This is a genomic window from Sorangium sp. So ce367 (genome assembly GCF_051520455.1).
Taxonomy (GTDB): Bacteria; Myxococcota_A; Polyangia; order Polyangiales; family Polyangiaceae; genus Sorangium; species Sorangium cellulosum_B.
The window spans coordinates 7,632,346-7,646,597 of sequence record NZ_CP150334.1 but is presented as its reverse complement, the minus strand read 5'-3'; the positions used below and the strand labels follow the sequence as shown (position 1 = coordinate 7,646,597).

The window sequence follows — 14,252 nt, the reverse complement described above, 5'->3', positions numbered from 1 at the left end:
CGTGGCCCGGATCGATCGCCTCTTCGACGAGCTGCTCTCCAGGAAGGGCAGCGACCTGCACCTCGGCATCGGCTACCCGCCGCTCGTGCGCGCCCGAGGCGAGCTCATCGCCCTGCGCGACACGCCCCTCGACACGGCCGAGATGGAGGCGCTCCTCTTCGAGATCACGACCCCCGAGGAGACGCGGCGGATCGCCGACGATCTCGATCTCGACTTCGCCTATTCCTACGCGGACAAGGCCCGTTTCCGCGCGAACTACTTCTACAAGACCACCGGGCTGGCGGCCGTCTTCCGCACCATCCCGAGCAAGATCCTCTCGCTCGACGATCTCGGATGCCCCGAGATCGCCCGCCGGCTGTCCGAGCGGACGAGCGGGCTCATCTTGATCACGGGGCCGACCGGCTCCGGCAAGTCCACGACGCTCGCGGCGATGATCGATCACATCAACCGCTCGCGCGCGTGCCATGTCCTCACGATCGAGGATCCGGTCGAGTTCGTGCACAGCCCCATCAAGGCGCAGATCACGCACCGCGAGGTCGGCCCCGACGCGGGCAGCTTCGCGAGCGCGATCCGCAGCGCCGGGCGCGAGGACGCCGACGTGATCCTGATCGGCGAGCTCCGGACCAACGAGACCATGAAGCTCGCCTTGCAGCTCGCGAGCTTCGGTGTCCTCGTCTTCGGCACCGTCCACACGAACAGCGCCGCCGCGACGATCGACCGTATCATCAACGCGTTTCCCGCCGACGAGCAGCTCCAGGTCCGCGGCATGCTCGCCGAGAGCCTCGCCGCGATCATCGCCCAGCAGCTGCTCCGCACGAAGGACGGCACGGGCCGCGTCGCCGCGCACGAGATCCTCGTCGGATCGAGCGCGCTCTCCGCGATGATCCGCGAGGGCAAGACGTTCCAGATCACGAACCTGATGCAGGCGGGCCGCTCCGCCGGCATGCAGACGATGGACATGGCGCTGGAGCGGCTCGTCAAGAAGGACACCATCTCGGTCCAGGCGGCGCTGGAGAAGGCGATCGACAAGGACAGCTTCCAGAAGCTCTTCCCCGACGCGCAGGGGGCGTGACGCAGAGTCGAGCCGCGGAGACGCGCTCCACCGCCGTCGATGTGCTGACCGGTGCGTTGACGGTCGAGCGAGGGGCCGCGTATCCTCGCCGGACCGATCCAATGCAACCTTCCACACAGGACAGCGCATCGCTCGACCTCGACGCTTATCTCGCCCGCATCGGCTACCGCGGCGCGCTCGCCGCCACGCGGGAGGTCCTCGACGCGCTTCACGCGGCGCACGTCTACTCCATCCCTTTCGAGAACCTCGACGTCCTGCTCGGCCGGCCGATCCGCCTCGACCTGGCCAGCGTCCAGGAGAAGCTCGTCAGGGCGCGCCGCGGCGGCTATTGCTTCGAGCACAACACGCTGTTCGCCGCGGTGCTGCGCCGGCTCGGATTCAAGCTCACGACGCTCATCGCGCGGGTGCGGTTCCAGCGCAGCGACACGGGCCCTCGATCTCACATGCTGTCGCTTGTCGAGCTGCCCGAGGGGCCGTTCATCGCGGACGTCGGCTTCGGCGGTCCGGGGCTCTTGCAGCCGCTCGCGCTCGTCGAGGGCGAGGGGCACGCGCGGGTGCTCGACGTGATCGGCCTGCGCCGGGAGGGCTCGTCATGGGTGCTCGCCTCCAGGGCGGGCGAGGCGTGGCAGGACGTCTATGCGTTCACGCTCGAGGAGCACCTCCCGATCGACTACGAGGTGGCGAACCATTACACGTCCACGCACCCGAGCTCGCTGTTCGTGAACAACCTCATCGTGGCGCTCCCGTCGCCGGAAGGCCGGGTGACGCTGCGCAACCGCGAGCTGGGGTTTTGGCGGGTGGACGGCGTCGAGCGCGTCTCGGTGCGCGACGACGCGCTCCTCGACGTCCTGAGAGAGCGATTCGGGCTGGAGCTCCCGGCCGGGACGCGGATCTCCTGCGCGGGCCTCGATAGCTGAAGAAACCGCGCGTCCCCCTCGGGTCCTGCTCGGGAGGCCGGGCGGGCGCGGCTCGCCGGCCGCGCCCGCCGCCCCTCGCGCCGGGGCGCTACCGGATCAGTGGACGCGCCCGATGCCGCGGCGGATGAACGCCGATCGGCTCGCGGCCGCGCCGGCCGCCGCGCCGCCTGTCGGCGCGGCCCTGAGCGCCGCGAAGGTCGGGGCAGGCTCGCAGACCAGCGCCGTCAGATCCTGGTTCCGGCGCCTCAGATCGTTCAAGGTGCGCGGCTCACCGCTCACCGGGTCACCGACGGTGATCCCTGTCATGAAACCCGACAGCGACGCCTCGTTCCCGGGTGACCTCGGGTTCACGTGCAGGAACCCCGTCCCGGTCTCCTGCGAGCCGTGGCACCCATTGCAGGTGTTGAGCGAGAACTTGTGCCGCGCCTCGTTGTTGAGGATGCCAGGAGCGATCCAGGCCGTGAGGTTGTTGAACGACGAGCCGCCGAGGAACGGGTTCCCCTGGAACGTGTCGGGCACCGTGTGCTGCTCCGCGATGATCGAGGCCTCGTTCTGGTTCACGAAGTCGGCGAGCGTGGGCGATCCGTCGAAGCCGAGATCCGGCGTCAGCTTGACGGTCTCCGGCCGCAGGAAGCCCGTGTCGGGCGAGAGGACGAACTCGCGCAGCTCCCACGGCCCCGCGAGCGCGATCTCGTTCGTGCGGAGCTGCCCGAGCGAGCTCCCGTTCGGCTTGCCGGGCGCGGCGTTCCGGCCTGCGAACCGCGTGGTGATGTCCTGGAGCGCCGCGTTGTACGCCTCGGAGGGGAAGGGCAGGCTGCCGAGGGCGTGCCAGTCGTTCGCCCAGTCGAGCACGTCGGCCTCGGTCGACGCGGGGAGCTTGTACTCCAGGATCACGGTGAACTCCTGCGGGAAGCCCTGGCTGACGACGCCGAACACGAACCTCCCTTCGCCGGCGTGGCCTTCGGCGAGGTTGCGCACGTCGATCCTGTTGACGATGCCGAGCAGCAAGAGCGGCGCCTGCTGCAGGTCGAGCGACCCGTCAGGGCTCCTCGGCCACTCGTCGAGCACGACCTGCTGAATCGCCGTGCGCGCCGGCACGGTGAAGCCGTTCACGGTCTGATCGGTCAGCCAGGTGCTGAAGAGCTCCTCGACCATGGCCGGCGCGTCGGCGGGCGTGGGCGCCATGTCCTCCATCAGGCGCGCGAACGTCCATGCGCCGGTGCGGGGGTCGCCCGGCGGTCCATTGAACGTCGTGCGGACGGGATCCTCGACCACGCTGAGGTCTTTCACGAAGATCTCCCGGCTCGTCCGGACGAAGCACCCCGTCGGCTCGGTCAGCTCGAAGTCGAGGGCCCCGGAGGCGACGATGAACTCGGACGAGTTGAAGTCGATCACGGAGAAGGGGATCGCGTGGGCGCCGGGATCCGCGTCCTCGGTGCCGGTGACGGTGACGGGGAACGTCGCCGTGCTCCCGGGCAGGACGCCGGGGAAGAAGGAGGGATTGGCGGAGACGTCGATGCCCCCCGAGGGGCTGAAGATGTCGAGGAAGTAGTCGCGGCCCGCGCACGAGCCGACATCGTTGTTGGTGACGGCGATCTGGTACGCCACCGGCGTGTTCGGGGCGACCTGGCCGCTGCTCTCCGGCGTGACGACGGCCGTCGCGGGGCGCCTGAGGCAGGAGAGCTGGGCGATCTCGAAGGCGGTCGTCGGTGAGGCGGAGAGCCAGACCTCGTCGAGCACGCCGGTGAAGCGCTCCTTCTGCACGTTGTTGCCGATGCGGATGGGCGCGTCGATGTCGTGGAGCGTGCCTGCCGCGCTGATCTGACCGACCTGCTGGCCGTTCAGGAAGAGCCGCACGAATGTGCCGTCGTAGATCCCCGCGACGTGGGTCCACACGTTGGCCTGGATGGGGGCGCGGGAGGTGACCGTCCGCCCGTTGGTCAAGGTCACGGTGAACCGCGCCTGGCTGTTCCGGATGTCGAGCGAGAAGCTCGTCTCTCCGCCGCCCTTCTCCTGCACGATGGTCCGCGGCGTCGACCCCGACACCGCGGTCGGCTTGACCCACGCGGCGACGGCGAGGTTCTGTCCGAACGTGAAGCTGGCGTCGTCGTCGACAAGGATCTTGTCGTTGTCGTTGTTGAAGGCGACGCCGAGGCCGCTGATCCCTTGAGCGCACGCCGCGTTGGCCGAGCGGGTGGCCGTGTTGCCGTTGCCCGACGAGTCGAACAGCGCCGTCGTCGCGGCGTTGCAGTCGTCGAGCTGCCAGAAGCCGACGGCCGGCGGCCCCCCGGGGGGCGGATCGTCGGGGTTGCCGCCGCCGACGCCGGTGGTGGCGGGGTCGCCGCCGCCGACGCCGGCGCCGCCGCCGACGCCGGTGGTGGTGACCGAGCTGCTGCCGAAGCCGCCGGTGCCGACGCCGGTGGAGCTGGCGACGACGCTGCTGCCGACGCCGGTGGTGGCGGGGTCGCCGCCGACGCCGGTGGTGGAGGTGGCGACCGAGCTGCTGCCGAAGCCGCCGGTCCCGGTCGCGCCGACGCCGGTGCCGACGCCGGAGACGGCGCCCGGCCCGCTGGCCGCCGCCTCGAGGGCTAGTTCTGCATCGTTGAGTGAACCTTCATCGACGTCATAGCTTCCGCACGCGGCGCCCGAGGCGAGCAGGGCGAGGATCGCGGCCGAGCTGGTTTTGATTGAGAGAGGATGGGCGAAGCCGAAGGAGAGGTTCCGCATCTGCGTTCTCGTTGGGTAAGAGTTGACTGCACGAGCGCCATCCGGCCGCAGCTCGAGCTGCGTCCGGCGACGCGAACAGGCGTCTGTCTGACCCGACCGGGCTGTCCGGGTTTGGGCGCTGGTGCGGAGCACCCGTTTGGCAATTGATATGCCCGGCCCCAGATCGTGATTTTCGCCTTGTTGCGTCGCACCCAGCGTGCCTGGGCGTGTCGGCGGGCTCCGACACTGGCACATCTGGCACACCCATTTTGCGACCCCAGGCGGGTGCTCGAGATCAAACAAGCACGCTTCCGACGCGTCCGAATGGTGCGCGGCGGCGCGCGGCAAAGGGGGACAACAAGGTTCCTTCTCGCTGCCGCACGCCCGTCGCACGTCGTCCCGACCGCAGCCCGGCCGTCTCGCGGTCATCCATTGCGCCGCTTCTATATGCCGCGCCGCGCCGCCTCCTCCGCGCATCTCGCCGCGCCGCCGTCGCGCTATGCCGACATCTCTCTATAAGGAGGTAGCCGTGACCTATAAGGAGGCGGGCCGCGGACTATAAGGAAGCGGGTTGCGGCCTATGAGGCGGGCCGCGGACATCCCGTGTTGTGATGGCAGGAGCGCGCCGTCCTCTGGCGCCGCGGCGGTGTCCGTGGCCGAATCCCGGGCTACAGCCGTTTCCAGCCCGCGCCCTCCGCCGCGCCGCTCCCGGCAAGTTTCCGCCGCGCGATCCTCTCCGCTCGTTCTCCGAGCTCTGATACAAGCGTTAGCGGAGCTCTCCCGCACAGGAGACGGGCCCAGATCGGCGTTTTCGGCGCGGAGGCGTACTCTGGTACGCCGAGCACCGAAAACGTCGAGATGGGCCCGTATCCGAAGCGGGAGAGCTTCTCAGGAGGAGGACCAGCGGGGGCCACGGGGAGTGTCTTCGAGCACGACACCTGCCTCGGTCAGCAGGTTGCGGATGGCGTCCGCCTTGGCGAAGTCCTTCGCCTTCCGGGCCTCCTGGCGCATCGCGATCAGCCGGTCGATCGCGGCGTCACCCCCGCGCCCAGCAGCGCCCTCGGCAGGGGCGAGCGCATAGTCCGGGACGAGCTCCGGATAGAGCGCCGGCTCGGCGATCTCCACCCCGAAGACCGCGAGGTGACGCACGATCGCCCGGTAGACCGCGAGCATCGAGGGGCGATCCTCACACTGCTCGATCCCCGCCGAATAGAGCGCGCTCACGTAATCGAAAAATGCAGCCACGGCGTTCGGCGTGTTCAGATCGTCGTCCATCGCCTCGATGAAGCGCGCGATGAACCGCTCGGTGAGCTCACCGAACTGGCCGTGAACGTAGTGGTGGCGCATCCTCGGGAATCGCTCTTCCTCGGGTCGCTGCGATGCGTACGCGCCCGGGGCGAGGGGCGCCTCCGGCGCGCCGCTCAGCTTCTCGGCGAGGACCGTCGCGAGCTTCTTGATGCGCGCATAGCCCTGAGCGGACTGCTGCAGCAGCTCCCAGCCGAACGGGAGCTTGCAACGGTAATGCTGCGTCACGAAGAACCACCGCGCCTCGTCGTGGCCGTGCCTCGACAGGAGCTCCTCGATGGAGATGACGTTCCCGAGGCTCTTCGACATCTTCATGTCCTTGAGATCGAGGTGCTCCGGGTGCAGCCAGTAGCGCACCCAGGGCCGCCCGCAGAGCGGCTCGCTCTGCGCGATCTCGTTCTCGTGGTGAGGGAACATGTTGTCGATGCCGCCCCCGTGGACGTCGAAATGGTCGCCCAGGAGCGCCGTGCTCATCGCCGAGCACTCGATGTGCCAGCCGGGGCGCCCGGTCGGCCACCCCTCCTCGCCGGTGCGCCAGCTCGGCTGGCCCGCGCCTGTCGGCTTCCAGAGGCTGAAGTCCGCCGGGTGCCTCTTCCGGGCGAAGTCCTCCTCGACGCGGCCGCTCGCCCCGACCTCCTGCTCGTCGACCTTGCGCCCCGAGAGCTCACCGTAGGACGCCCACGTGCCGACCTCGTAGAAGACCTCGCCGTTCACCGTGTAGGCGTGGCCCTTCTCGATCAGGCGCTTCGCCATGTCGACCTGCTCGTCGACGAAATCGGTGGCGCGCGTGTAGACGGCGTAGTCCTTGATGTGGAGCTTGCGGCAGTCGCGCCGGAACGCCGCGATGTTCCGCTCGGCGACGTCGACGGCGCCCTCGCGCTCGCTCGCGCGCTGCATGATGCGATCGTCGATGTCCGTGTAGTTGATGATGCTCAGCACATGATAGCCGCGGTACTCGAGGTAGCGGCGGAAGACGTCCCAGAAGCAGTAGGTGCGCGCATGGCCGATGTGCATCGGGGCGTAGACCGTGAGACCGCACGTGTAGATGCGCACGACCTTCGGCCTGGCGGAGACGAAAGGCTCCTTCTTCCTCGTGAGCGTGTTATGAACCTTGAGCGGCATCGGCCACCTGCGTGAGTGTGCGAGCACCCCCCGGGGCCGCGTACGCTACCCTGGCCCCGCCGCCCGGTCAACGCGGAACCTCGCCGGTTTTCCCTGTGGTTTCGCGGTGTCTTGCCTCGTCGTGCCTCGTCTGCCCACGTCTTGCGCCCGTCCTCCCTCCGGTCTACGCAGCAGCGCATGCACATCACTTCAAGGACCTTGCTGTTCGTCCTCGCTGGCGCGCTCTCCGCCTGCGCGGGGAGCCCGCCGCCCGTCGAGAGCGCCCCGCCGCCCCCGCCGCCGGCCCCCGCGCCGGCGCCGCCGGCCGCCGCGCCGGCCGCGCAGCCCGAGGCGGCGACGCCGCCCAAGGCGGACCCGGAAGCCGAGAAGAAGCAGGCGGAGCTCGCCAAGCTCGCCGAGGACACGAAGGCCATGGAGGCCAAGGCCGCGACGGAGGCGGCGCGGTTCGACGACGCGCTCAAGGCCGAGGTCAAGGCGCTCATCGCGGCCAATTACCCGAGCGCGGGCGCCGCGCTGCGGGCGGCGCTCAAGGGGAAGCACCGCGCCCCGGGCAACGCCGAGCGCGACGCCGCCCGGCACCCGGTCGAGAACCTGGAGTTCTTCGGCCTCAAGCAGACGAGCACGGTCATCGAGCTCGGGGCCGGCGAGGGCTGGTACACCGAGCTGCTCGCGCCGGTGCTCGCGAAGAAGGGCAAGCTCATCATCACGGCGTTCGATCCGAACGGCCCCGCGGACTCGCGCAACACGCTCTATGGCAAGCGCGTGAAGCACATGATCGAGAAGTCGCCCGAGCTGTTCGGCAAGGTCGATGTCGTCGTGATCGATCGCGACAACCCGAAGCTCGGGATCGAGGGCAAGGCCGACCTCGTCATCGCCATTCGCGAGGCGCACGGCTGGCACCGGAACGGCAAGTTCGACGCCTACGTCGCCGAGGCGTTCAAGGCGCTCAAGCCGGGCGGCGTCTTCGGCCTCGTGGCGCACCGGGCGAAGCCCGACGCCAACCCCGATGAGAGCGCGAAGCAGGGATACCTCCCGGAAGCGTGGGTGATCCAGAAGGTCGAGTCGGCGGGCTTCAAGCTCGGCGGCAAGTCCGAGGTCAACGCGAATCCGAAGGACACGAAAGACTACCCGGAAGGGGTCTGGACCTTGCCGCCGAACTTCCGGCTCGGCGACAAGGACCGCGCGCGCTACGCCGCGATCGGCGAGAGCGACCGCATGACCCTCAAGTTCGTCAAGCCCGCCCGCTGACCCATCCTGCGCCCGGCGCTCGCGGCGATCGCGAGCGCCGGGGCGCTACGCGGGCGCCGCGGCGCGGCCCGGCGGCCGCACGAACACGCGGCGCATCGGGATCGTGGCGCCGGCGGCGCCCGAGACCCGGTGGGACAAGAAGGCGACGCCATCGAGCATCGCCGGCGACGCGTACACGCCCGGCTCCGCCGCCTCCGGGAGGCACGAGGAGAGCTCGAGGAGGTTCCCGCCCACCAGGACGCCGTCCTCGGTGAGCACCACGTCGCCGGCGTGGAGGCAGAAGCGGACGCTGATCCTGGGATCGCGCTGGCCCGGCCCGGCGAGCCGCGTGTGCAGCGCGACGGCGGCCGCGATCGCGCGGTGGCGCGCCTCCTCGGTGCCGTGCTCGCCGCGCTGAAAGGGCGCCGCGAGCAGCACGCTGGTGCTCGTGATCGCGAGCGGCGAGAACCCCGAGGGCGCGAGCGTTGCCACGGCGTTCGGGACCACGGCCTCGAACTCGGCCAGGAAGGCGTCGGTGGGGGCCTCGAGCGCGCGGCTCTCGGCGAGGACCTCGACGAGCAGCCCGATGGCGAGGCGCCGGATGTGCCCCGCCTCCACCGCGCCGGTCCGCGCGATCCGCGCCGTCGCGGCCCGCACGTCGCCCAGGAACGCGGCGACGTCCGGGTGGCGGCCGGCGGGATCCTTGCTCATGGCCCGCACGACGATATCGTCGAACGCCGGGTCGACCGGCGCGTGCAGGCTCGGGCGGGGCGGCGCCTGGTGCAGGTGCAGGTGGCGCAGCACCGGGTACGTGGTCGCCAGGAACGGCATGGATCCCGCGATCATCGTGTAGAGCAGCGCGCCGAGCGCGTAGACGTCGGTCCGCATGTCGACAGGCCGGTTGAGGAGCTGCTCGGGCGACATGAACGCCGGGGTCCCCACGATGTGCCGTGACGACGTGAGCGAGAGATCCGTCGCGCCGAGCAGCTTCGCGATGCCGAAGTCGAGCAGCACCACCCTGAGCTCCCCGCCCTGCTCGCACAGGATCACGTTGGAAGGCTTCACGTCGCGGTGGATGATCCCGAGCGCGTGGACCGCGGCGAGCGCGCTGCAGAGCGGATCGAGGATCGCGAGCGCCTCGTCCGCCGGGAGCCGGCCGCGCGCGAACAGGTGCTGCTCGAGGCTCTTGCCCTGAAGGAGCTCCATCGCGTAGTAGGGCCGCCCGTCGTCGAGCCGCCCCACGTCGAGGATCTCCACGACGTTCGGGTGCCGGATCCGCCCGATCGCGTCCACCTCCCGCTGGAAGCGGAGCACCACGTCGGCGCGCGAGATCAGGTCGGCGTGCATGATCTTGACCGCCGCCGGCGCCTTGCTCGTCGCGTGCACCGCGCGGTGCACGACGCCGAACCCACCCTCGGCGATGACGCCGTCGAGGAGGTACTCGCCTGCCCGCAGCGCCGCGGCCCGCGGGGCGCCAGGACCCGCGCCCTCGCGATCGCGCGTGTCGGGCGTGTGTTGTTTCCATGTCCGCGACGTGACGAGCGGCGGCTCGCCCGCCGCGGGGACGTCGGCCGGCGGCGCGGGCGCGGCAGGGAAAGGCTCATCGTTCTGGCCAGGGTTCTTCATGGGATATGCGACAGCCGCTTACTTCCTCAATGACAACTGCTGAGCCCGCGCAGTACAGTACGCGTAAGCCGGTATCGAATGCGACCCCGGCTGCCGGCAAGCAACCCGAATCATGCACCGTTGCTCTGTATGTCACGGGCGGCTCGCCGCTGGCGCTCCGTGTGTCAGAGATGGCTTTATCCCGCCGCCTGGTGAGCCTGACACCGTGGAGCGCGCGGCGCCCGTGATCGAGGGCTTCTCGCTGCTCGGTCCGCTCGGACATGGCGGCTTCTCCGACGTCTGGGGCGCGCAGCAGGACTGCGATGGAGCGCCTGTCGCCATCAAGGTAGGGAGGCACGCGGCGTGGAACCTGCGCGAGCGGTTCCGGCGGGAGGCCGCGCTGCTCGAGCGCGTCGGCGTGCCGCACGCTCCGCGGCTCGTCGCCTGCGGTGAGCTCCCCGGGGGGCGGCCCTATCTCGTGATGGAGAGGCTCTTCGGCCAGACCCTCGCCGAGGAGCTGGCGGCGCTGCGCGGGCCGCTCGATCCGGAGCTCGCCGCCGGGCGCGCGGACGCGATCCTCGCCGTGATCGAGGCGGCGCACGCGCGCGGCGTCATCCATCGCGATCTCAAGCCGGAGAACCTCTTCCTCCTCGGCTCGAGCGGGCGCGCGGTGCTGCTCGACTTCGGTCTGGCGCGGCTCGCCGAAGGCAGCGAGCCGCCGGCGGTGTCCGCCGGCGTGACGCGCGCCGGCGACATCGTGGGGACGCCGGAGTACATGGCTCCGGAGCAGCTCCGGGGCGACGCCGCGCGGATCGACGCGCGCGCGGACATCTATGCGTTCGGCGTGATCCTGTTCGAGCTGCTCACCCTGCGCCCGCCGTTCGTCGGCGGCGAGACGGCCGTCGAGCACGGCCACCTGGCGCTGCGCCCCCCGCGCCCGAGCGATTTCGCGGACGTCCCCGAGGGGCTGGAGGCGCTGACGCTCGCCTGCCTCGCCAAGGACCCGAGCCGCCGCCCGGACAGCGCCGCCGCGCTCCGGCTGACCCTGCACGCCTTGCGCGCGCGGCCTCGAGCCGACTCGATCCCGCCTCCCTCCGCGCCGCGATCGCAGCGGCAGGACGACGGCGCCGCGGCGGCCGTCGCCGAGGGGCGGCAGCCGGTCGCGCTGCTCTTCGCGGAGGGCGGCGCCGGGCCGGTGATCGCGGCGATCGGCGGCCGCCGGGGGTTCGTCGCGCGGCAGCGGGGGCAGCGCTGCCTCGCCGTGTTCTCCGCGAGGGACGTCGACGATCCAGCCCGCGCAGCGCTGGCCGCGGCGCGCGATCTCGCGCTGAGCGGCGGCGTGCGCGTGGCGCTGCACCTCGCCAGCGTGCGCCTGCGCAGGATCGCCGGCGGGCTGCACGCCGCCTACGGCGCGCCGGTCGAGCGCCCCGAGGCGTGGTTGCCGGCCGAGCCCTGGGGCGGGCTCGCGATGACCGAGGAGTTCGAGCGCGCGCTGCCCGACGACGAGCTCGCCCCCACGCCGCCGGGCGACCCGGAGAGCCTGCGCGAGCCGGCGCTGCTCGGCCGCGACGACGTGCTCTCGGCGCTCGCGGCCAGCGCGACCGACGCCTTCGACGGGACGTGCCCCGGCCTGTTCACGCTCATCGGCGACGCCGGTCTGGGCAAGACGCGCCTCGCGGCCGAGGCGGCCAGCATCGCCGGCGTGCCGGTCCCGGACGCGCGCGTGGTGGCCGCGCGCGCGCTCCACCCCATCCACGGCGGCGCCGCGCAGGCCGTGCGCGCGCTCCTCTGCGTCGCGCTCGACGCGCCGAGGGAGAGCCCCGGAGACCCGCGGCAGTTCTGCGTGGAGCGGCTCGGCGAGACGCTCGGCGGCGCGACGTGGGAGGCCGTCGCCGCGGCGCTCGGCTGGGCCGGGCCCCGCGGGGGGCGCCTGTCCGGGGAGGCCCGCAACGGCCTGATGCTGGCGCTCGCCGAGGCGCTCCGCCGCGGGGCGCGCCGCGGCCCCCTCGCCGTGATCCTCGACGACGCCGACCAGGCGGACGACGTGCTGCTCGACGCGCTCGAGTACGCAACGCTCGACGGCGAGGGCACCCCCCTCTGGGTGGTCGTGACCGCGCGCCCTCGCTTCGAGCAGGCCCGTCCCAGCTGGGGTCAGCGCAACCAGCGCCACACCCGCGTGACGCTCGCGCCCCTCGCGGAGGAGGCGGCGATGGATCTCGCCTCGCGCCTGCTCTTGCCGGCCGAGTACCCGCCGGCGGAGATCCTCCGCCGGCTGGCCGACTGGGCGGGCGGCAACCCGGATTGCCTGCGGCAGATCGTCCGGTCGCTCAAGCGGGCGGGCGTCGTGCGCCGGCGCGCCGGCGGCGGCTCGTACGTGGCGACCGCGGAGGTCGAGGCGCTGCCGCCCGCGCCGGCGTGGCAATGGCTCGCGGCGCAGAGGCTCGACGATCTGCCGCCGGAGCTCGCGACCTGCGCCCGGGTCTGCTCGGCGCTCGGCATGTCGTTCGATCGCGCCGAGCTCGAGGCGGTGCTGGACGGCCTGGAGCGCGCGGGCGGCGCCGGAGCGATGGTCGACGCGGGCTTCGGGCTCGCGGCCCTGGTCGAGCGGCGGATCCTGCTGCGCGACGGAGAGGGCCGCGGCGGCGGCGTGGACGACCGGCACGCGTTCCAGAACGCGGTCCTCCAGGAGGCGGTCTACGAGATGCTCGACCCGGCGCACCGCGCCGCGATCCACCGGAGCGCCCTCGCGTACTGGCGGGCGCAGGTGGCGGCCGGCTCGACCGACGGCCTCCGCGCGCTCGCGCGCCACGCGGCCGTGTGCGGCGAGCGCGCCGAGGCGGCCGACGCCTACCTCGCGCTCGGCGATCTCGCGTCCGCGCGGCACGACGCCGTCGAGGCGGATCGGCGCTACGACGCCGCGCTCCAGATCGCCGAGCAGGGCGACGCGCCCCGGCGCGCGCGCGCGCTCGCGGGCCGCGGCAGGAGCCGGTACCGGATGTGCCGCGTCCGGGAGGCGCGCAGCGATTTCGGCGACGCGCTCGCGCTGGCCGAGGCGCTCGGCGACGCGCAGGCGAGGGCGAGCCTGCTGCTCGAGGACGCGACCGTGCTCGACTGGGCCTTCGAGTTCGAGGCCTCGGCGCGCCGGGTGGAGGAGGCGCGGCCGCTCGTCGACGCGCAGGGCTCTCCCGAACTCGCGCTGCGCCTCCGGGTCGCCGAGGCCCGCACCGCGTGGCGGCGGGGGAGGACCGAGGAGGCCATCGCGGAGCTCACCGCGTGCGCCGAGCGCGCCGCGGCGTCGGGAGACTACGACGCGCGCGTCCCTGCCCTGATCATGCTGTCGTTCCAGCTCGCGAGCGCGGGTCGCCGCGACGAGGCCGAGCGCGCCTCCGAGGATCTGATCGCCCTGGTCACGGCGGCCGGCGATCGGTTTCACCTCTGCGGGGCGTACATCAACCGCATCGCGCTGTGGGCCTGGCGGTGGTCGCTGCCGGGCGCGGTCGGCGACCTGCGCCGCGCCGTCGATCTCGCGCGCGAGATCGGCAATCCGTGGCTGGAGAAGATGGCGTCGTACAACGTCGCGGTGCTGCTCCACTGGAGCGACAGGCAGCGCGAGGCGCTCGCGCTCCTGCGGCGCGCCCGGTGGCTGGAAGAGCAGGCGTCCGAGCGCCCGATGCCCCAGACGGCGATGCTGCTCGCGCAGATCCACCTCGCGCTCGACGAGTACGAGCAGGCCAGCCAGCTCGTCCAGTGGATCCAGCGATCCTGCGCCCTCGAGCCGGGCGACCTCACGGAGTTCAGCTTGCTCGAGCTCGTGCTCTCCGAGGTCGGGCTCCGGCCGGCACCTCCGTCGTCTCTCGCGTGGGGCGAAGCGATCCGGCTGGTGAAAGAACAGTCGATCGCCGAGCAGACGCTGATGTTCCTTTACTGGCGTGCTCGCATGGCGCTCCGTCGCGGACACCTGCGTGAGGCGGAGGACGCGCTCGCGAGCGCGCGGGAGCACCGCCGGGAGAGCCCCCTGTGGCTGTCCCGCTTCATCGAGCTGGAGCGCGGGTTGGCCGAGGCGGAGAGATCGCGGGCTCCGGACGCTCATCCACCCGTGCCGGACTGATGGGAGCCTGTCGCGATAGGGTTTATTCCGCGTCGTGCTCGGGCGAGTCCGTACTTTCACACAACCACCGTATACCGATTTTCAGCATTGCGCGGCTTCCTCGAAGATGGGAGACTGCCAATTTAAGAAAGATCGATATTGCTGGTCGATGTCTGAACCTGGCCCTGTGCCTGGCTGCGCGACCACCTCG

At 71.5% G+C, this 14,252-nt stretch carries 7 protein-coding genes; 4 read left to right on the top strand and 3 right to left on the bottom strand.

Annotation, left to right across the window (positions count from 1 at the left end; all coding sequences use genetic code 11):
* Position 1 precedes the first annotated feature (1 nt).
* Positions 2–1,072: a type IV pilus twitching motility protein PilT gene (locus WME97_RS28935; RefSeq protein ID WP_437542118.1), complete on the top strand. Its 1,071-nt coding sequence runs from the start codon at positions 2–4 to the stop codon at positions 1,070–1,072.
* A 101-nt stretch (positions 1,073–1,173) separates the two neighbouring features.
* Complete coding sequence (locus WME97_RS28930; protein WP_437542116.1) at positions 1,174–1,989, top strand: arylamine N-acetyltransferase family protein; 816 nt, start codon at positions 1,174–1,176, stop codon at positions 1,987–1,989.
* 96 nt (positions 1,990–2,085) lie between these two features.
* On the opposite strand, the gene WME97_RS28925 is transcribed toward WME97_RS28930, so the two are convergent.
* Together WME97_RS28925 and cysS are read right to left on the bottom strand one after the other, a co-directional pair.
* Positions 2,086–4,716 (bottom strand): LamG-like jellyroll fold domain-containing protein, encoded by a 2,631-nt coding sequence (locus WME97_RS28925; protein ID WP_437542114.1) that lies wholly within the window; start codon positions 4,714–4,716, stop codon positions 2,086–2,088.
* Positions 4,717–5,583: 867 nt separating this feature from the next.
* The gene (cysS, locus tag WME97_RS28920; protein ID WP_437542112.1) at positions 5,584–7,122 is read right to left on the bottom strand and encodes a cysteine--tRNA ligase; all 1,539 of its coding nucleotides are present in this window, start codon (positions 7,120–7,122) and stop codon (positions 5,584–5,586) included.
* Positions 7,123–7,299: 177 nt separating this feature from the next.
* Between cysS and WME97_RS28915 the strand changes: the two genes are divergently transcribed.
* On the top strand, positions 7,300–8,370 hold the full coding sequence (locus WME97_RS28915; protein WP_437542110.1) for a class I SAM-dependent methyltransferase: 1,071 nt from the start codon (positions 7,300–7,302) through the stop codon (positions 8,368–8,370).
* A 45-nt stretch (positions 8,371–8,415) separates the two neighbouring features.
* Here the strand turns inward: WME97_RS28915 and WME97_RS28910 are convergent, their stop codons facing one another.
* Entirely contained in the window at positions 8,416–9,975 is a 1,560-nt protein-coding gene (locus WME97_RS28910) for a serine/threonine-protein kinase (protein WP_437542108.1), read from the bottom strand.
* Positions 9,976–10,180: 205 nt separating this feature from the next.
* On the opposite strand from WME97_RS28910, the gene WME97_RS28905 reads away from it, so the two are divergent.
* A complete protein-coding gene (locus tag WME97_RS28905; RefSeq protein WP_437542106.1) occupies positions 10,181–14,062 on the top strand; it encodes a protein kinase domain-containing protein in 3,882 nt (1,293 codons plus the stop codon).
* Positions 14,063–14,252: the final 190 nt, after the last annotated feature.